The sequence below is a fragment of the Enterobacter quasimori genome (genome assembly GCF_018597345.1).
GTDB classification, from domain to species: Bacteria; Pseudomonadota; Gammaproteobacteria; order Enterobacterales; family Enterobacteriaceae; genus Enterobacter; species Enterobacter mori.
The window spans coordinates 618,435-635,652 of sequence record NZ_JAHEVU010000001.1 but is presented as its reverse complement, the minus strand read 5'-3'; the positions used below and the strand labels follow the sequence as shown (position 1 = coordinate 635,652).

20 protein-coding genes are annotated in these 17,218 nt (G+C 54.0%); 8 read left to right on the top strand and 12 right to left on the bottom strand.

Going from position 1 to position 17,218, the window contains the following annotated elements; all coding sequences use genetic code 11:
- Positions 1 to 17: 17 nt before the first annotated feature.
- Together sodB and KK102_RS02920 are read right to left on the bottom strand one after the other, a co-directional pair.
- Positions 18 to 599, bottom strand: a complete 582-nt coding sequence (gene sodB, locus KK102_RS02925) for a superoxide dismutase [Fe] (RefSeq protein ID WP_216356915.1) — start codon at positions 597 to 599, stop codon at positions 18 to 20.
- A 123-nt stretch (positions 600 to 722) separates the two neighbouring features.
- A complete protein-coding gene (locus tag KK102_RS02920; RefSeq protein WP_216356914.1) occupies positions 723 to 1,496 on the bottom strand; it encodes a C40 family peptidase in 774 nt (257 codons plus the stop codon).
- A 338-nt stretch (positions 1,497 to 1,834) separates the two neighbouring features.
- Between KK102_RS02920 and grxD the strand changes: the two genes are divergently transcribed.
- Complete coding sequence (gene grxD / locus KK102_RS02915) at positions 1,835 to 2,182, top strand: monothiol glutaredoxin 4 (protein ID WP_010430312.1); 348 nt, start codon at positions 1,835 to 1,837, stop codon at positions 2,180 to 2,182.
- A 77-nt stretch (positions 2,183 to 2,259) separates the two neighbouring features.
- Here the strand turns inward: grxD and rnt are convergent, their stop codons facing one another.
- From rnt to eptA, 5 genes are all read right to left on the bottom strand, one after another.
- Positions 2,260 to 2,919 (bottom strand): ribonuclease T, encoded by a 660-nt coding sequence (rnt, locus tag KK102_RS02910; RefSeq protein ID WP_126543839.1) that lies wholly within the window; start codon positions 2,917 to 2,919, stop codon positions 2,260 to 2,262.
- Positions 2,920 to 3,015: 96 nt separating this feature from the next.
- Positions 3,016 to 3,423 (bottom strand): lactoylglutathione lyase, encoded by a 408-nt coding sequence (gloA, locus tag KK102_RS02905; protein ID WP_023335436.1) that lies wholly within the window; start codon positions 3,421 to 3,423, stop codon positions 3,016 to 3,018.
- Positions 3,424 to 3,522: 99 nt separating this feature from the next.
- On the bottom strand, positions 3,523 to 4,620 hold the full coding sequence (nemA, locus tag KK102_RS02900; protein ID WP_216356913.1) for an alkene reductase: 1,098 nt from the start codon (positions 4,618 to 4,620) through the stop codon (positions 3,523 to 3,525).
- Between the two features lie 53 nt (positions 4,621 to 4,673).
- Positions 4,674 to 5,273, bottom strand: a complete 600-nt coding sequence (locus KK102_RS02895; RefSeq protein WP_126543841.1) for a TetR/AcrR family transcriptional regulator — start codon at positions 5,271 to 5,273, stop codon at positions 4,674 to 4,676.
- Positions 5,274 to 5,314: 41 nt separating this feature from the next.
- Entirely contained in the window at positions 5,315 to 6,940 is a 1,626-nt protein-coding gene (gene eptA / locus KK102_RS02890) for a phosphoethanolamine transferase EptA (RefSeq protein WP_126543876.1), read from the bottom strand.
- A gap of 148 nt (positions 6,941 to 7,088) precedes the next feature.
- On the opposite strand from eptA, the gene KK102_RS02885 reads away from it, so the two are divergent.
- The 3 genes from KK102_RS02885 (at position 7,089) to sodC (ending at position 8,872) form a co-directional block, all read left to right on the top strand.
- Positions 7,089 to 7,328 (top strand): DUF1289 domain-containing protein, encoded by a 240-nt coding sequence (locus KK102_RS02885; RefSeq protein ID WP_010430327.1) that lies wholly within the window; start codon positions 7,089 to 7,091, stop codon positions 7,326 to 7,328.
- Positions 7,329 to 7,376: 48 nt separating this feature from the next.
- The gene (locus KK102_RS02880) at positions 7,377 to 8,273 is read left to right on the top strand and encodes an aldo/keto reductase (protein WP_126543842.1); all 897 of its coding nucleotides are present in this window, start codon (positions 7,377 to 7,379) and stop codon (positions 8,271 to 8,273) included.
- A gap of 80 nt (positions 8,274 to 8,353) precedes the next feature.
- A complete protein-coding gene (gene sodC / locus KK102_RS02875) occupies positions 8,354 to 8,872 on the top strand; it encodes a superoxide dismutase [Cu-Zn] SodC (protein WP_126543843.1) in 519 nt (172 codons plus the stop codon).
- Here the strand turns inward: sodC and KK102_RS02870 are convergent.
- The 3 genes from KK102_RS02870 to KK102_RS02860 are packed head-to-tail and all read right to left on the bottom strand — an operon-like array spanning position 8,851 to position 11,983.
- Positions 8,851 to 10,884 (bottom strand): FUSC family protein, encoded by a 2,034-nt coding sequence (locus tag KK102_RS02870; protein ID WP_126543844.1) that lies wholly within the window; start codon positions 10,882 to 10,884, stop codon positions 8,851 to 8,853. The two genes, sodC and KK102_RS02870, sit on opposite strands and share 22 nt — an antisense overlap.
- Positions 10,884 to 11,744, bottom strand: a complete 861-nt coding sequence (locus KK102_RS02865) for an efflux RND transporter periplasmic adaptor subunit (RefSeq protein ID WP_126543845.1) — start codon at positions 11,742 to 11,744, stop codon at positions 10,884 to 10,886. The genes KK102_RS02870 and KK102_RS02865 overlap by 1 nt, the downstream gene beginning before the upstream one ends.
- Positions 11,745 to 11,746: 2 nt before the next feature.
- Positions 11,747 to 11,983, bottom strand: coding sequence for a DUF1656 domain-containing protein (locus KK102_RS02860; RefSeq protein WP_010430338.1), 237 nt, complete (start codon positions 11,981 to 11,983; stop codon positions 11,747 to 11,749).
- A 186-nt stretch (positions 11,984 to 12,169) separates the two neighbouring features.
- Between KK102_RS02860 and slyA the strand changes: the two genes are divergently transcribed.
- Positions 12,170 to 12,610 carry a transcriptional regulator SlyA gene (gene slyA, locus KK102_RS02855; protein WP_029485052.1) on the top strand — a complete coding sequence of 147 codons (441 nt, stop codon included), beginning with the start codon at positions 12,170 to 12,172 and terminating at the stop codon, positions 12,608 to 12,610.
- A gap of 40 nt (positions 12,611 to 12,650) precedes the next feature.
- On the opposite strand, the gene KK102_RS02850 is transcribed toward slyA, so the two are convergent.
- Together KK102_RS02850 and slyB are read right to left on the bottom strand one after the other, a co-directional pair.
- Entirely contained in the window at positions 12,651 to 14,012 is a 1,362-nt protein-coding gene (locus KK102_RS02850) for a sensor domain-containing diguanylate cyclase (RefSeq protein ID WP_216356912.1), read from the bottom strand.
- Positions 14,013 to 14,210: 198 nt separating this feature from the next.
- Positions 14,211 to 14,678 carry an outer membrane lipoprotein SlyB gene (slyB, locus tag KK102_RS02845; RefSeq protein ID WP_216356911.1) on the bottom strand — a complete coding sequence of 156 codons (468 nt, stop codon included), beginning with the start codon at positions 14,676 to 14,678 and terminating at the stop codon, positions 14,211 to 14,213.
- A gap of 254 nt (positions 14,679 to 14,932) precedes the next feature.
- Here slyB and anmK point away from each other — a divergent pair, with 254 nt between their 5' ends.
- From anmK to pdxH, 3 genes are all read left to right on the top strand, one after another.
- The gene (gene anmK / locus KK102_RS02840) at positions 14,933 to 16,057 is read left to right on the top strand and encodes an anhydro-N-acetylmuramic acid kinase (RefSeq protein WP_216356910.1); all 1,125 of its coding nucleotides are present in this window, start codon (positions 14,933 to 14,935) and stop codon (positions 16,055 to 16,057) included.
- Positions 16,058 to 16,150: 93 nt separating this feature from the next.
- Complete coding sequence (mliC, locus tag KK102_RS02835) at positions 16,151 to 16,474, top strand: C-type lysozyme inhibitor (protein WP_010430347.1); 324 nt, start codon at positions 16,151 to 16,153, stop codon at positions 16,472 to 16,474.
- A gap of 57 nt (positions 16,475 to 16,531) precedes the next feature.
- Positions 16,532 to 17,188 (top strand): pyridoxamine 5'-phosphate oxidase, encoded by a 657-nt coding sequence (gene pdxH / locus KK102_RS02830; protein ID WP_003857601.1) that lies wholly within the window; start codon positions 16,532 to 16,534, stop codon positions 17,186 to 17,188.
- Positions 17,189 to 17,218 lie beyond the last annotated feature (30 nt).

Below are 17,218 nucleotides of genomic sequence, written 5' to 3'. Positions count from 1 at the left end.
ACCCTTCTGCGTGTCTCTTACGCGGCGAAGTTCTTCGCCACAAAGTCCCAGTTAGCCAGTGCCCAGAAGTGCTCCAGATAGTTAGGACGCGCGTTACGGTAATCAATGTAGTAAGCGTGTTCCCACACGTCCACGGTCATCAGCGGTTTAGCGCTGGTGGTCAGCGGGGTGCCCGCATTAGAGGTGGAAACGATAGCCAGTTTGCCATCCGCTTCTTTGACCAGCCACGTCCAGCCGGAACCGAAGTTTTTGATGGCCGCATCGGTAAACTTCGCTTTGAAGTCCGCGAAGCTGCCGAAAGCGGCGGTGATGGCGGTCGCCAGTTCACCGTCAGGTTCGCCACCGGCATTTGGTGCCAGGCAGTGCCAGTAGAAGGTGTGGTTCCACACCTGAGCCGCGTTGTTAAACACGCCACCCTCTGAGCTACGGACGATCTCTTCCAGCGTTTTGCCTTCGAAATCGGTACCTTTAATGAGGTTGTTCAGATTGGTGACATAGGTTTGATGGTGTTTGCCGTAATGGTACTCCAGCGTTTCCGCAGAAATGTGTGGTGCCAGGGCGTCTTTTGCATACGGTAGTGCAGGTAATTCGAACGACATTGCTTCTCTCCTTATTTTATTTGTACGTTGTCAATAACCCTACAGACAACAGGGAAAGGATAGCAAATTGAAAGGGTATGCAAAAGAGGAACTTACCCTGCCACACGTGCGGCAGGGCAGGGGTTAGCGAATGGTTTTTGGCGTCATCACACGGCGCGCGCCAACGTAATGGCGCACCCAGTAGTCTTCACTGAGAGAGGTAATCTGGATGTCCTGGCCGCTACGCGGTGACTGAATGAATTTTCCGTTGCCGACATAGACGCCGACGTGGTCAGCCGTGCCGCGACCCTGAGTACGGAAGAACACCAGGTCACCGTTCTCCAGCTCACCGCGATTGACCGGTGCGGCGTCGCGCAGGTGGTACATTTCATTAGCGGTACGCGGAATACGGAATTTCACCAGATCTTTATAAGCGTAATAGACCAGGCCACTGCAATCGAAACCCGTACGCGGAGAAGTGCCACCCCAGTGATACGGTTTACCTATTTGCCCCATTAATTTATTCATCGCCGTTTTTTGCGCTTTCTGCATACGGACTTTATGCACTTCGGCTAATTTCGTGACTTTCGTGCACTTCGCTTTGTGACCTTTACGCGTTGTGCATTTTTCTGTTACGAGGTTGGCGGCCGTTTGCGACGCTTTACGTCGGGTAGAATGTGCGGTGTGGGTTGGGGCTGTTTTCGTCTTGCTGGAGGCGGTCTTTTTGGTCGATGTGGCTGTTTTTTTCTTTACGGTCTTACTGGTGGTTTTTTTCTTACGTTCTGTGGACTTAGCCAGATGCGTTTTTTGTACAGCAGAATGCCGCGCCTGTTCAGAGGCGTTCGCCGCTGGCGTGAAAGTGAGTGATGTAAACAGTAAAGCACAGAGCGTGATCGAGATTTTATTTATCCGCGCCACTGGGCAGTCCCCTGATTAATGCAGGCCATCAATAATACCCGCGTATGATTTACAAAGCCTGTCGATTCTAATCCATAAAAAGCCGAGAAGTTAATAGCATTTTTCATTCTAAAATCATGTTTCGTTAGCAAGTGCAAAAAAATTCATCGTTCTGTCGCACTATTGTTCACTCCCTAAGCAAAACCGTACGGCAAACAGGGATAAGCGTCATTTGCAATGCATCTTTTACCGTTAACCGTTAAAATAGTAAGACGTGACAAAAATGTTATTTTCCGATGTCTGTCTGAACCGCTACAATGTCAGACGAACGCCGTAACAGAAGTTAAAGGAAGCAAGACATGAGCACCACTATTGAAAAAATTCAGCAACAAATCGCTGAAAACCCGATTCTCCTGTACATGAAAGGTTCTCCGAAGCTGCCAAGCTGCGGTTTCTCCGCGCAAGCGGTTCAGGCGTTATCTGCCTGTGGTGAGCGTTTTGCTTACGTTGATATCCTGCAGAACCCGGACATCCGCGCTGAGCTGCCAAAATACGCAAACTGGCCGACTTTCCCGCAGCTGTGGGTTGACGGTGAGCTGGTGGGCGGTTGCGACATCCTGATCGAAATGTATCAGCGTGGCGAACTGCAGCAGCTGATCAAAGAGACGGCGGCGAAGTACAAAACGGAAGAGCCGGACGCAGAGTAAGTTTCTGTGTTAATAAAAAAGCGACCCGCTTAGTGTGGTCGCTTTTTTTTTGCCGGGTGGCGCTGCGCTTACCCGGCCTACGATTGGCGATCGGCCTCATCACCCATCGGCAGCGGCCAGCCGCCCAGACGTTTCCAGCGGTTCACAATTTCACAGAACAGTTCTGCCGTGCGCTCCGTATCGTAGAGCGCCGAGTGCGCCTGGGTGCCGTCAAACGCAATCCCTGCCGTGATGCAGGCTTTGGACAGGACCGTTTGCCCCAGCGCCAGACCGCTTAGCGCGGCGGTGTCAAAGGTCACAAACGGATGGAACGGGTTGCGTTTCAGCGAGGCGCGCTCTGCGGCGGCCATCGTAAAGCTGTGGTCGAACGTCGCGTTGTGGGCCACCATAATGGCGCGGCTACAGTCATTCTCTTTCATGCCTTTGCGCACCATTTTAAAAATGGCGTGCAGCGCGTCATATTCGCTGACCGCGCCGCGTAGCGGGTTTTTCGGATCGATACCGTTAAAGGCCAGCGCCTCTGGCTGCAGGTTTGCCCCTTCGAAAGGTTCAATATGGAAATGCAGCGTAGTGTCCGGTGTAAGCCAGCCCTGTTCATCCATCTTCAGCGTGATGGCGGCAATTTCAAGCAGCGCATCGGTTTTAGCGTTAAATCCGGCTGTTTCTACATCAATGACAACGGGATAAAAACCACGAAAACGGTCGCACAGACCGGTAAATTGAGCGTTATCGGACATCAGGGTCTCTTACAAGGGGAAAAAAGCAGTGCGCATTATGGCAAATTTTGAAAGGGGATGCAGTAAAACTACGGGCGCATAGTGCGCCCTGCGGGATCAGTTGCCCAGACCGCGGCCAGCGTCTTTGGCTTCGATCAGTTCGATTTTATAACCGTCGGGATCTTCAACAAACGCAATCACGGTGGTGCCGCCTTTTACCGGGCCCGCTTCACGCGTAACGTTGCCGCCGTTGCTGCGGATGCGCTCGCAGGCTTCCGCTGCGTTGTCCACTTCCAGCGCGATATGACCGTATGCGGTGCCCAGCTCATAGCTGTCCACGCCCCAGTTATAGGTCAGCTCGATGACGGCTTCATCGGTTTCCGGGCCGTAGCCCACGAACGCCAGCGAGTATTTGTATTCAGGGTTTTCGCTGGTGCGCAGCAGCGTCATGCCCAGAACGTTAGTGTAGAAATCGATAGAACGTTGCAGGTCGCCAACGCGCAGCATGGTGTGAAGTAGGCGCATAATTTCCTCATTAACCAATAGAATGGAGTATCTTTTTGAACAGAAACGATGTTTTAGTATAGCGGCGAAATGTCGCCGCTATCAATGCACAATGGGGGATTACAGCGAAGGGTAGTCGGTATAGCCTTCCGCGCCACCGCCGTAGAAGCTTTCAGGGCGCTGCGGGTTCAGCGCCGCTTTCTTCTGCAGACGGGCAACCAGGTCCGGGTTCGCAATAAAGTCACGACCAAACGCGACCGCGTCGATCAGGCCTTTGCCGATCAGATCTTCCGCTTTTTCTGGGGTATAAGCACCCGCACCGATGATCACGCCGTGGAAGCGCTCACGCACTTTCTGGCGGAAGGCTTCGGTGTAAGGCTGGCCGCCTGCCCAGTCCGGCTCGGACATGTGCAGATAAGCAATACCGCGTTTCGCCAGCTCTTCAATCAGATACAGCGCGTCCGCTTCTTCGTTCGGGCCGTTGTCGACGTTCTGGAAAGAACCAATTGGGGAGACGCGAATACCAATGCGGTCTGCGCTCCACTCTTCGCAAACCGCATCCACCACTTCCAGGACCAGACGCGCGCGGTTTTCGACGCTGCCGCCGTACGAGTCCGTGCGGTGGTTAGAGGACGGCGAGAGGAACTGGTGCAGCAGGTAACCGTGCGCAGAGTGCAGCTCAACCAGGTCGAAACCGGCTTCACGGGCGTTCGCCACGGCCTGACGGAAATCGTTCACAATGCCAGGGATTTCGTTCAGCTCCAGCGCGCGCGGCATGGAAGTATCGACGCGGATTGCATTGCCGTTTTCATCACGCAGGGAAGTACGGGTATTTGCGCTCAGGGCAGAAGCAGAGACCGGTGCCTGACCGCCAGGCTGGATGCTGCTGTGCGAAATACGACCGGTGTGCCACAGCTGAACCGCGATGCGGCCATCTTCTGCGTGCACGCCTGCGGTGATTTTCTTCCACGCGGCAATCTGTTCCGGGCTGTGCAGACCGGGCGCACCGGCATAGCCTTTTGCCTGGGCAGAAATCTGCGTGGCTTCAGAGATGATAAGGCCTGAGCTTGCGCGCTGACGGTAATATTCACCCATCAGAGGCGTTGGGATGTCACCCGGTTCGATGCTGCGCAGACGGGTCAGGGGGGCCATAAACACACGGTTTGGCGCGGTAACGGCACCCACTTTCAGTGGGGTAAATAACTTTTCAGCGGACATAACGACTCCTGAGTAGACCAGTCGACTAGTAATGATGTAAATAAAAACGCCTGCTAAGCGCCAGGCGCAGTAATACTGCTTTTTACATGTGCCAGCGCGCTTTCGAGCGGCACGGCACTGCGAGAAATCTTGGCCTGCAGGTTGGCTCCTAACCAGAGGGAGTACAACACCTGAGCCTGCGTCAGCGGTTCACCTGGGAAGGTGAGCGTGTTTTCATCACGCCCCTTCGCCAGCGCCTGCGCGAGCAGGGCGATAACGCCGCTGGCACCTTTATCCATCGCCGCGCGCATATCTTCGGAAAGATCGCACACTTCTGCAGAGAGTTTTACCGTCAGGCAACCGCTGATGATGCCCTGCTGACAGAACTGCGTCAGCGTCTCCTGATAGTAGTTCAGAACCCGATCCCGGTAGTTACCTGCACCGCTGGCGAAGTGGGTGGCAAGGCGCTGATGGTAGCTGGCGTAGTGCCGCTCCAGCATGGCCACGCCGAAGGCTTCCTTGGAGCGGAAGTAGTGATAAAACGACCCCTTCGGCACCTCAGCGGTTTTTAGTAGCTCACTCAACCCCATACCGGTAAACCCGCGGTGCATGCAAAGACGCTCGCCGGTTGCCAGTAAATGTTCGCGTGTATCGTGTTCAGTGTGTCTGCTCATGGATGCACTCTAATAGACCGTTCGGTCTAATGCAAGCCCGCTCAGTGACGACATGGCGACAAAATATCCATCTGTTGCTGATAAACCGTTGATTTCACGTCCATCATACCCAGTACGGTGGAGAACAAATTGTCCTGCGAAACCGCATCTTTTGCTGCATGGTCACGCAAACACTGCTCGTTGACGCCAAAATTTTTCGCGTAGTCAGGGGAGAGCCAGAACATAAAGGGAATATGCGTTTGCTGCTCTGGCGCCAGCATGTACGGCGTACCGTGCAGATAAATCCCGCTTTCACCCAGTGATTCACCGTGATCGGAAAGATAAATCAGCGCCGTGTTCATGTTGGCCTGACGGGCCTTTAAGGCGTCAATCGTTTTACTGACCACACTGTCGGTATAGAGGATGGTGTTGTCATAGGTATTCATCAGCGCCTGATGATCGCAGTCCTGAATTTCGTTGGTATCACAGGTTGGCGTAAATTTTCGGAAACTGTCCGGATAGCGTTTGCTATACGCCGGACCGTGACTGCCCATCAGATGGATAACCAGTACCGTGTCTTGCTTCAGACCGTCCAGTACATTATCCAGACGATAGAGATCCACATCATCAAGGCAGGTTTTGTCTTTGCAGAATTGGTCCAGTTTCCACTGCGTCATGTCTGTGTGCGGCACGCGGTCGCAGGCACCTTTACAGCCGCCGTCGTTATCGCGCCACAGCAGATTGACGCCTGCATGGTTAAGCACGTCGAGCAGACCTTCCTGGTGACGCGCGAGGTCGGCATCGTATTTTTTCCGGGTCATGCCGGAAAACATACAAGGGACAGAAACGGCGGTTTCGGTACCACAGGACGAGGCCTGCGGGAAGTTAATGACGTCTTGCTTTTTCAGCTCCGGGTTAGTTTCGCGCCCGTAACCGTTGAGCGAGTAGTTTGCCGCGCGTGAAGCTTCACCGACAACCAAAACCAGCACGGTTTTTTTCTGCTGCCCGACAATCAGCGGGCCTTTATGGGCATCTTCACCGATGCGTACCAGCGTTTGGTCGCCCGCAAACCAGCGCATTTTGCTGTATTTCACGACGGCGCTGACGTAGTTTGCCGGCGTGACCATTTTGACAATGCTTTTATTATTCCGAAACAGCGAGGCGTAGTCTTTATAAAAGACGGCAGCCACCAGAATAATGACCAGCAGTGCCCCCAGCATCGCTGCAAAGCGCATCAGGAGGGCGTACCACCATTTCCCGGTGCGGATCCTTGTGAGAGCGAGTATGACGGAAGGGACAAAACCGGCAACGGCAATCCACAGGATCATCTGTGGCGTGAGCAGTGCCGTCGCTTCCTGGGAGTTGGTTTCAAACACGTTAACAATCATGTTCTGATCGATAACCGCGCCGTAGGTGTACATAAAGTAGGTCGCGGCAGCACATCCCATGGTCAGGACAATCAGCAGCGGCTTACGAATAAAGGGAATATTGAGCAGGCTAAAGACAATCACCCATCCGCAAAACAGCACCAGCGGTACGGAAGCGGCGAAGAGGATATCGTGCAGATGTGCAGGGGCGATAATGGCCCAGCTGCGCTGAATAAAAAGTGCATTTAGCGCAGTGAAGAAAAGCGCACAGCCCAGAGTGAATTTTATATCGTTACAGTGTAACTTTTTTGCAAACCACATCATAACCAAACCATTCTTTATAGTGATGCGGCGAGTATAGAGAGGGAAGATTAGTGAAACCTTAATGCCACGAAACGGTGGTAAATCTCTTGCACAGTAGGCGCATAACGTCTTCACTGTAAGTGATGGTCGGTTTGTGGAGGTGAGTGTGGCAGAGCAACTGGAATTCTTCCCCATCCAGAGCCCGTGCCGGGGGATTTGTCAGGTTGATGAACGCGGCTATTGCCGTGGGTGTATGCGCACCCGTGACGAGCGGTTTAACTGGCAAAACTTTAGCGATACGCAAAAGCAGGACGTGCTTCGCCTCTGCCGACAGCGTCTGCTGCGCAAAATTCGCGCAAATAAAGCGGGCGAAACCGAAGAACCTCAGCAACCTTCACTGTTTTAACACGGTAATTGCGTATACTCATGACATCACGTTCCTGAGGAAAATGTTATGGTTCAGCGTATTACCCTTGCCCCGCAGGGCCCGGAATTCTCCCGTTTTGTCATGGGCTACTGGCGTTTGATGGACTGGAATATGTCCCCGCTTCAGCTGGCAAGCTTCATTGAAGAGCACATCGATCTGGGCGTCACCACGGTCGACCATGCGGACATTTACGGTGGCTATCAGTGTGAAGCCGCCTTCGGCGAGGCGCTCAGGCTGGTTCCGGCACTCCGCGACCGCATGGAGATCGTCACCAAGTGCGGGATCGCCACCACCGCGAAACCTGAAAACGCGCTCGGCCACTACATTACCGACAGCGCACACATTATTAAGAGTGCCGAGCAATCTCTGGTGAATCTGGCAACCGATCATATCGATCTGCTGCTGATCCATCGTCCGGACCCGCTGATGGATGCCGATGAGGTGGCGGAAGCGTTTCTGAATCTGCACCAGAGTGGCAAAGTCCGACACTTTGGCGTGTCTAACTTCACCCCGGCGCAGTTTGCGCTTCTGCAATCACGTCTGCCGTTTACCCTGGCCACTAATCAGGTCGAGATTTCCCCGGTACACCAGCCGCTGCTGCTGGATGGTACGCTCGATCAGCTGCAGCAGTTGCGCATCCGTCCTATGGCGTGGTCGTGCCTGGGCGGCGGTCGTTTGTTCAATGACGATGAATTCCAGCCCCTGCGTGACGAGCTGGAAACCGTTGCACGCGAGCTGAATGCCGAAAGCATTGAGCAGGTGGTCTATGCGTGGATCCTGCGTTTACCGTCTAAACCGCTGCCGATTATCGGTTCGGGTAAAATTGAGCGCGTGCGGTCGGCGTTGGCGGCCGAAGAGCTGCAGATGAGCCGTCAGCAGTGGTTCCGCATCCGCAAGGCCGCGCTGGGTTACGACGTGCCATAAACCGCCATAAGGTGACTTTCCGGTGAAATCTTTGCCTCTGGTATACACTTAAGAGGCAAAAAATAACCAGCGGAGGTCATATGAAGCGTTTTGCTCTGGCATTGGTCACGCTGGTTGTTTGCGCAGGGGCGCAGGCAGCCAGCGACGAAGTAGAAATGAATCTCGTCACTTCTCAGGGTGTAGGTCAGTCCATCGGTACGGTGAAGATCTCGGAGACCGATAAAGGGCTGGAGTTCGCCCCCAACCTCAAAGCACTTCCTCCCGGTGAACATGGCTTCCATGTCCATGCTAAAGGCAGCTGTCAGCCCGCTTTAAAAGAAGGCAAACCGTCGGCGGCGGAAGCCGCAGGGGGCCACCTCGATCCGCAGCATTCCGGCAAGCATGAAGGCCCGGAGGGTATGGGACATTTAGGCGATTTGCCGGTGCTGGTGGTGAACAATGACGGTAAAGCGACGGATCCGGTGGTTGCGCCTCGTCTGAAAACGCTGGACGAGGTGAAAGGGAAAGCGCTGATGATCCATGTCGGTGGCGATAACATGTCCGATCAGCCTAAACCCCTCGGGGGTGGCGGAGCACGCTATGCCTGCGGCGTGATCTGATCCCCAATCGTTCCCGGCGGTGGTGCCTGTACCAGCTGCGACAGCGAGCAGTGCAGGCGCCAGATTATCGAGGCCAAATCACGAGCCGCGGGCAGATGATGCCGCGCAAGGGTATCGCAGATCCGCTGCAGTTCAGCCAGCGTGGTTTCCAGCGGCCGCTGCTGGACACCGCGCTCGCTCATCACATCGCGTAGCAGGGAGAGGCAGACATCGCGCACCTGCGACAGCGGGTCGGAACGCGTTTCCCACCCACGAAGCTGCCAGACGACGTGTGAACAGTTCAGCAGTACCACGCCCCAGCGCAGCAGCCAGCGGCGGGAAAGAGAGTCCTGGCTATTATTGAGCTGGCTGACATGGTGATAAACCAGCGATTCATACTCGCTTTCACGCAGATGCGGTTTACGGCTAAGCTGGTCGACAAATCCCCGTCTTAGCTCACGGATATGTCTGCGGCTTTTACGCGCATCAGAACCAGGCCGCAGTACGGCGAACGCCAGCCACGCCAGACCCACACCGAGGATCTTCGCCAGATTGTCATTGAGAAAGTCGGCGTAATCATACACCGGTGGATTCGTCACGGAGATAAACGACCCCATAAAGACAATCAACTGCCCCCAAAGACCGGCCAGCCTGGGCATTTGCAGCTTCAGCAGCTGCATGGTGGTTAACAGCGGGAACAGGAACAGCAGGAACTGCCACAGGTCGCTTATCTGAACCATCAATCCGAACTTCACCACAAAACTGAACAGCGACAGCAACAGCAGCGTGCGTAACAGCAGCGTAAGCGAGTTAAACGGCGACGCCGCAACGGAATAGAGCACGCAGCTGATGGCGGCAAGCGTCAAGGCCGCAGAGCCGGATTCCCACTGGGTGGTGATGCTCCACGCGCCAACGAGGGTAAGGGCGCAAAAGGTGCGAAAACCGCTCCACAGCGCTTCCATAGAGTCGGTGTGGCGCGCCAGCGCCGGGCTGCTGGGGACGGTGAATTCCGTTATTGGACTGGCATTTTCGACCGCGTTGATCCAGCGACTGCTTCGCAGATACAGCCGACAAAAATAGTTCAGGCGCTGCCAGAACGCGCGGTGACGGTAATCGTACTCATCGACGGGGGCGAGCGGGGCGATGATCCTTGCCACGGTGTAGATGTCCGTATCCGGGCGGGCGAGGGCAGCCAGCAAGGTATCAATGACGGCGCGCGTGTTGGCAGGCGGCCCGGGCCAGTTGAGCAGCATCCGACGCAGGCTGGAGATCGCGCTGGTCATTCGCAACTGCTGATGCAGCAAATAGTTGAGGAGTTTGTTCTGCCGGCGGAAGCGATAGTGGCTCCAGAAGGCCTGAATGCGCAGCAGATTCATGGTCAGGATCTGTCCGATGACCTTTTCGTGTGCCAGACGGATTTCATCGTTAGTATCTGGCTGCCAGAGAAGGCTTGCGTGCTCCAGTAAGCGGGCGTGCATGGTCTTCAGAGCGGTGATAAGCGCTGTACCGTCGGAGGTACTGGGCAGGATCATCATCATAAAGCCGCCGCTAAGAATGCCGACAATCACTTCACAGACGCGCGCCTGGGCGATGTCCCATAGCTCGGTGGTGTCGAGTACATTCACTACGGGAAAGGCAATAATGGCGGCGGTATAACCCGCCAGCTGGAATGCGTAGGCAACGTTATTGGTAAAATGGGCGCAGGCCCAGGTACAAAACCCCAGCCAGGCCGCCATGCTCAGTAAAAAGAGCCACGGATCGTTTAGCGTATGCCCCGCAATGATTAACGCGGCGGTGGCTCCCAGCAGACTTCCGGCCACGCGTCCCAGACTTTTGCTGATGACGCCTCCGACGGTCGGGAAGCTCACCACCGCCGCAGAGGTCATCGCCCAGTACGGCTCATCCAGATTCAGATAATAGGCGACGGCCAGCGCAAGACACATGGCAATGCCGTTTCGCAGCGCGTAGCGCCACTGAGGGCGTGATGCTTTTACCCACGGTAGGTTTTGCCAGGAGAGCCCCTGCAGGTTCATCAGCGCGTTCCGATAGACACAGTACAGGTCGTGCCTGAGACCAGGGTGATATTCTGGGGCAGGCGATCAAACTCTACGCGAACCGGAACGCGCTGTGCCAGACGAACCCACGGAACGTTAGGTTTAATATCGGGTACCAGGCCGGAATCCGTTTCAACGCTTTGATCGTAAATGGCGCGCCCAATGCTGGAAACGTGACCCTGTAACCTGCTCGAACCGCTGTAGAGGGTGATGGTTGCGGGCGCTCCTTCCTGAATATGCCGAAGCTTGGTCTCTTCAAAGTAGCCCACGACATAAAAAGAGTGGCTGTCGACTAAGGCGAAAACGGGTTGCCCGGTAGTGGCATAGTTGCCCACGCGGGCCGAAAGGTTTGTCACCCAGCCATCGACCGGTGCTTCCACCACCGTTTGCGTTAACGCCCACTGCGCCTGCTTGAGCGTAGCTTCAGCGACGTGAACGCTGGCTTGCATAGCCTTAACGTTTATGTTGGCGGTGTCTAAGTCTTCAGCAGAGATATAGTTTTGCGACAAATGCCGGCGGCGGGTCGCTTCGTTATTGGCTTTCGCAAGATCGGACTCCGCTTTCGCAAGCTGTGCCTGGGCATTGAGGATCGCGATATGAAAGGGCGTATCATCAATCCGAAATAAAACGTCTCCCTTTTTGACGAACTGGTTATCCTTAACAAGAAGCGTCGTGATGCTTCCAGACACCTGCGGTGTGATGCTGACCTGCTCTGCACGAATTTTACCGTCGCGTGTCCAGGGTGACTGCATGTAATAGTTCCACATCCACCAACCGGCAACCAGCGCCAGCGCCAGAACGAGTAGGGTGGAAAAGTATTTCAGCGTTTTCAGAGACATATTCACCACACGGTCAACACAGCAAGGCCCAGACATACGGAGAGGGCAAACAGGGAGAGATCCATCAGCATGGGGTGCCAGATCTCGCCGGAATACATCCAGTCTCGCAGGAGTCGGTGAGCGACAAGCCAGATCGCAAAGCCCACCAGCACAGCTTTAAACAGGGGAGGAAAATAGACTGATGCACCAAAGATCAGGTCCTGGAGGGGTAACCCCGTGGAGTTTAACGAGAACGTCACGAGCAGTGGTCCTTTGCAGTGAACTGAGTGCCACGATGGCCTGTCTTACAATGATCTAACATGAGTATTCAGTGTAAATCATACTTTTATGAATGTTGAATGCAGTAATGCATTTGTTTTGGCAATATAAATACTGCACACTATTCTAAAATCAGTATAATAACTTAGCAAGCTAATTATAAGGAGATGAAATTGGAATCGCCATTAGGTTCTGATCTGGCAAGGTTGGTACGCGTCTGGCGTGCTCTGATTGACCATCGCCTGAAACCTCTGGAATTGACACAGACGCATTGGGTCACGCTGCATAACATTCATCAGCTACCGCCCGAGCAGTCCCAAATTCAACTGGCAAAAGCGATCGGTATTGAGCAACCGTCACTGGTGCGTACGCTCGATCAGCTGGAAGAGAAAGGACTTATCTCCCGGCAAACCTGTGCCAGCGATCGTCGCGCGAAGCGGATTAAGCTGACGGAAAAAGCGGCGCCTATCATTACTGAGATGGAAGCCGTTATCAGTAAAACGCGTGGTGAAATCCTGTCCGGGGTATCACCTGAAGAACTGGAAATGCTCATCAGCCTCATTGGACGCCTTGAGCAAAACATTCATGAGCTGCAGTCACGCGACTGAGAAGTAAAAAAGGCCTTGCATGAGCAAGGCCTTTCTCTTTTTACTGGAAAATCACCACGCGGTTTCGGCCAGTCTCTTTGGCCTCGTACATCGCCTTATCTGCATTTTCCACACACTTCTCGGCGGTTATGTCCGGCGATGCTGCCGTGAAGACGCCCATACTGATCGTGATTGGCTCGGGGAGTTGCCCCTCACTGCTGGCTTTATCAAAGCTGCTTAACTTTATGCGGATGCGTTCAGCGACCTGGCGGGCCTCTTCTGATGAGGTATTTTCCAGCATCAGGACAAACTCCTCGCCGCCGATGCGTGCCGCAATATCTTGCGGTCGTACGGAATCCATCAGCAGGTTAGAGACAAACTGCAGCACTTTGTCGCCCTGCAGGTGCCCGTAGTTGTCGTTGATGCGTTTGAAGCGATCGAGATCGCTGACAATCACCGAAACCGGACGGCTTGATTTGGCGATAGCCAGCGCCTGATTTAACGAATCATAAAAATAACTACGGTTATAAAGACGCGTCAGCGGATCGCGTATCGAGTTCTGATAAGACTGCTGATACTTTAAATGTGATTCACGATACAAATTGAAAACATCGTAGAGCAGGACAAAAATAATAAGCAGCGTCGCGACAGTTTCAAATAAACGGGCGCGATACCAGGAGATATCTTCGGCATGCCCACCCACTAGCAGCATTGACAGCGTGACCACATAACAGACGCAGAGGAAATTGCCCCCGACCCAGAAAAGATTGCGTACGCGCGTAATAAACATCAGCGCTGCTAATGTCACAATCCACAGCACAATTAATGAAATATTGATGCACTGGCTCCAGAGAACCATAAACTGGCGGGTTTCATTATCCACCAGGTCAATTGATAACCAGTCTGAATGACTTGAATAGACCCAGGCCAGAGACACGGCAAAAAAGGTAAAGACAAATAACCCGCTAATAATTGAAACATGCGCCAGCCGTGACAGTGGCCGACTTCGCGTGGTGTAGAGTAATGCCGAGACGATGATCAGTATCGCCATTAACAGATGGCGGAACATGTAGTAAATCATCGCATCGTTATAGTTGACGACGTTGAATTGGTAGAGATCCAGCCAGGCCGGGAAGCTCGACAGCGTGCCAATCATCAACAGCGCCGAACCGGCAAAGGCGAAGGCGATCGCTACCAGATACAACCGTTTCCTGTCACACCAGTATTTCATTGCCATAAAACAGGCAATAAAGAGGTGAAATACCAGCAGGAAAATGGTGAGTGTCGGGAACAGAAACGGTGAAAAGGAGGGGATCCATTCCACCAGTTTGATAAATAACGTTTGTAATATCCCGATGACAACAATGCAACCGAGACAGAACGAGATATAACGACCTTTTACAAAACGACTCATCGCAAGCATATAATTTTTAACAAAGTTATAATGAATTAAAAGAGGTAAGTGCGATGAGTCTAATCTATTAATTCAATAAATACTTTGCGCAGAAACAATATCAGATAACATTAATAATAAATGCAATAAATATATATTGTAAATATATTCATTCAAATGATGTATTTTGTAAATGGATGTGGCCCGAGAGCCACATCCGTTATCAGATTAACGCGGGGAAACCGTCACCTGACGGCCATTGCTCGCCAGAACAACGCGCTGGCCAGCGGAGAAACGGGTGCTGCCTTGTTTCTGAACGACCATAATGGTGCTGCCGTCATCTTTGCGGATTTCCAGCTCCACGCCCTGGGTTTTGTTCATCGCACCCTGAACGCCCTGGCCTGCCACACCACCGGCAACGGCACCAGCGGCTGTCGCCAGCGAACGGCCCGTACCACCGCCTACGGTGTTACCGAGGAAGCCGCCCAGAACCGCACCGCCGATAGCACCCATTACGTTGTTTTCATCGCCACCCTGAATTTGAACAGGACGCGCATTAACAATGGTGCCGTAAGTCACGTTCTGAACTTGTTTAGCCTCAGAAGCGCTATAGACGTCGCCAGAAAGTGAACTGTCATTCACACAACCAGCGAGTGTTAAACCAATCAGCGAAACGCCCAGTACACGTAAAATCATTTGAATCTCCTGTTCACCCAAAACGCCCGGTTCGGGCATCCATTATGGCTAAATTATATGGCATTACGGGCCATACTTCATATCTTTGCACTAACTATCAGAAAATTGTACTTGAATTTGGCTTAACGGAAGATAAACGGACTTTCCCCGGGCCGCCTGTCTGACATTGTTAAAAAATATTATCTCCGCATAGCAAAGCACCGCTGTTTATGGTGGAGTGGATATCCTTAGCCCACTCAACGTAAGGAAAGCGCATGAAATCGGGTCGCTATATCGGTGTGATGTCTGGGACCAGTCTTGACGGTGTCGATGTCGTTCTGGCCGCCATTGATGAAAACATGGTGGCGCAGCAGGCGAGTCTGACCTGGCCTATCCCCGTTTCGCTCAAAGAGGACATTTTGAGCATTTGCCAGGGTCAACAACTGACGCTTTCGCAGCTGGGACAGCTCGATGTGCGGCTGGGGGCGCTGTTTGCAGAGGCTGTATTAGCCCTGATGCAAAAAGAGAATCTGCAGCCGCAGGATGTGGTCGCCATTGGTTGTCACGGTCAGACCGTCTGGCATGAACCCACCGGCGACGCGCCGCACACCTTGCAAATTGGCGATAATAATCAGATTGTGGCAAAAACAGGGGTCACCGTGGTGGGGGATTTTCGTCGCCGCGATATTGCGCTGGGGGGACAGGGTGCGCCGCTGGTGCCCGCGTTCCATCAGGCGTTGCTGGCACATCCGGTGGAGCGCCGTATGGTGCTTAACATTGGCGGGATTGCAAACCTGTCGATGCTGATCCCCGGTCAGCCCGTGCGCGGGTACGATACGGGGCCGGGCAATATGCTGATGGATGCCTGGGTCTGGCGTCAGTGCGGAAAGCCCTATGATAAAGACGCGGAGTGGGCCAGCGAAGGCAAAGTCATTCTTCCGCTGCTGCAGTCCATGCTAAGCGATCCCTGGTTTGCGCTGCCCGCGCCGAAGAGTACGGGGCGCGAGTATTTTAACTACGGCTGGCTTGAACGCCAGCTGGCGCAGTTCCCGGCACTGGCACCACAGGACGTCCAGGCCACGCTGACCGAATTGACCGCTGTGTCGATATCGGAACAGGTTCTCCTCAGCGGCGGGTGCGAACGCCTGCTGGTATGTGGCGGAGGGAGCCGGAATCCGCTGGTGATGGCACGTCTGGCGGGGCTACTGCCGGGTACTGAAGTCACCACAACGGATGAAGCCGGGATCAGCGGTGATGATATGGAAGCGCTGGCTTTCGCCTGGCTTGCGTGGCGTACCGTTGCCGGTTTGCCCGGTAATTTACCTTCTGTCACCGGCGCGCGGGAGGCAAGCGTCCTCGGGGCGATTTTCCCGGCAAATCCGCGTCATAATCAGAGTTAACTGAAATTCATCGCGGCGTGCCGTCGTTAGAATGGAACGAAACAGGAGGGCAGCCATGCCCTCCAGGACCAGGAAAGTCTTCGGAATACGCCCATGAAAAAACTTCTTCTTATTGCCGCGCCTTTGTTGCTGTCAGGATGCAGCGTCTATAACCAGCTCCTTGAGCGCATGCAGACCGATACGCTGGCGTATCGCTGCGATGAAAAGCCGCTGACCGTGAAGCTGAATAATCCGCGTCAGGAAGCCAGCTTTGTCTACGACAACAAACTGCTGACCCTGAAACAGGGGATGTCGGCTTCCGGGGCGCGTTATACCGACGGGATTTACGTGTTCTGGTCGAAAGGTGACAGCGCAACGGTCTACAAACGTGACCGCATTGTGCTGAACAATTGCCAGCTCGAAAATCCGAAGCGTTGAGATTTTTACAGGGGCGGCGCACAATAGCGCCTCCCACTCTCAATGTCAGCTAACGCCATGTCAGATAACGACGAACTGCAGCAAATTGCGCATCTGCGCCGTGAATACACCAAAGGCGGCCTGCGTCGCCAGGATCTTCCCGCTGAACCCCTTGTGCTTTTCGAACGCTGGCTGAAACAGGCCTGTGAAGCGAAGCTCGCCGACCCCACCGCCATGGTTGTCGCGACGGTGGATGAAAACGGTCAACCGTATCAGCGCATCGTATTGCTCAAGCATTATGACGAGAAAGGGCTGGTGTTTTATACCAACCTGGGCAGCCGCAAAGCGCATCACCTGGAAAACAATCCTCGCATCAGCCTGCTGTTTCCGTGGCACATGCTGGAACGTCAGGTGATGGTGACCGGCAAAGCGGAACGTCTTTCGACGCTGGAAGTGGTGAAGTATTTCCACAGCCGCCCGCGCGACAGCCAGATTGGCGCCTGGGTTTCAAAACAGTCCAGCCGGATTTCTGCCCGCGGCGTGCTGGAAAGCAAATTCCTCGAACTCAAACAGAAGTTCCAGCAGGGTGAAGTGCCCCTGCCAAGCTTCTGGGGCGGTTTCCGTATCCCGATTGAGCAGATGGAGTTCTGGCAGGGGGGCGAGCACCGCCTGCACGACCGCTTTTTATACCAGCGCGACAACGGCGGCTGGAAAATCGACAGACTGGCACCCTAATCCCCGAAATTTGTTGATTTAAGCGCTAGC

What these genes read in the sequence shown, in the direction of transcription:
- pdxH (WP_003857601.1), top strand. Translation starts at nt 16,532, where the DNA reads ATGTCAGATAACGACGAACTGCAGCAAATTGCGCATCTGCGCCGTGAA.
- rnt (WP_126543839.1), bottom strand. Translation starts at nt 2,919, where the DNA reads ATGTCCGATAACGCTCAATTTACCGGTCTGTGCGACCGTTTTCGTGGT.
- KK102_RS02870 (WP_126543844.1), bottom strand. Translation starts at nt 10,884, where the DNA reads ATGAACCTGCAGGGGCTCTCCTGGCAAAACCTACCGTGGGTAAAAGCA.
- gloA (WP_023335436.1), bottom strand. Translation starts at nt 3,423, where the DNA reads ATGCGCCTACTTCACACCATGCTGCGCGTTGGCGACCTGCAACGTTCT.
- sodB (WP_216356915.1), bottom strand. Translation starts at nt 599, where the DNA reads ATGTCGTTCGAATTACCTGCACTACCGTATGCAAAAGACGCCCTGGCA.
- sodC (WP_126543843.1), top strand. Translation starts at nt 8,354, where the DNA reads ATGAAGCGTTTTGCTCTGGCATTGGTCACGCTGGTTGTTTGCGCAGGG.
- slyA (WP_029485052.1), top strand. Translation starts at nt 12,170, where the DNA reads ATGAAATTGGAATCGCCATTAGGTTCTGATCTGGCAAGGTTGGTACGC.
- KK102_RS02895 (WP_126543841.1), bottom strand. Translation starts at nt 5,273, where the DNA reads ATGAGCAGACACACTGAACACGATACACGCGAACATTTACTGGCAACC.
- mliC (WP_010430347.1), top strand. Translation starts at nt 16,151, where the DNA reads ATGAAAAAACTTCTTCTTATTGCCGCGCCTTTGTTGCTGTCAGGATGC.
- KK102_RS02850 (WP_216356912.1), bottom strand. Translation starts at nt 14,012, where the DNA reads ATGCTTGCGATGAGTCGTTTTGTAAAAGGTCGTTATATCTCGTTCTGT.
- slyB (WP_216356911.1), bottom strand. Translation starts at nt 14,678, where the DNA reads ATGATTTTACGTGTACTGGGCGTTTCGCTGATTGGTTTAACACTCGCT.
- nemA (WP_216356913.1), bottom strand. Translation starts at nt 4,620, where the DNA reads ATGTCCGCTGAAAAGTTATTTACCCCACTGAAAGTGGGTGCCGTTACC.
- anmK (WP_216356910.1), top strand. Translation starts at nt 14,933, where the DNA reads ATGAAATCGGGTCGCTATATCGGTGTGATGTCTGGGACCAGTCTTGAC.
- eptA (WP_126543876.1), bottom strand. Translation starts at nt 6,940, where the DNA reads ATGTGGTTTGCAAAAAAGTTACACTGTAACGATATAAAATTCACTCTG.
- grxD (WP_010430312.1), top strand. Translation starts at nt 1,835, where the DNA reads ATGAGCACCACTATTGAAAAAATTCAGCAACAAATCGCTGAAAACCCG.
- KK102_RS02880 (WP_126543842.1), top strand. Translation starts at nt 7,377, where the DNA reads ATGGTTCAGCGTATTACCCTTGCCCCGCAGGGCCCGGAATTCTCCCGT.
- KK102_RS02865 (WP_126543845.1), bottom strand. Translation starts at nt 11,744, where the DNA reads ATGTCTCTGAAAACGCTGAAATACTTTTCCACCCTACTCGTTCTGGCG.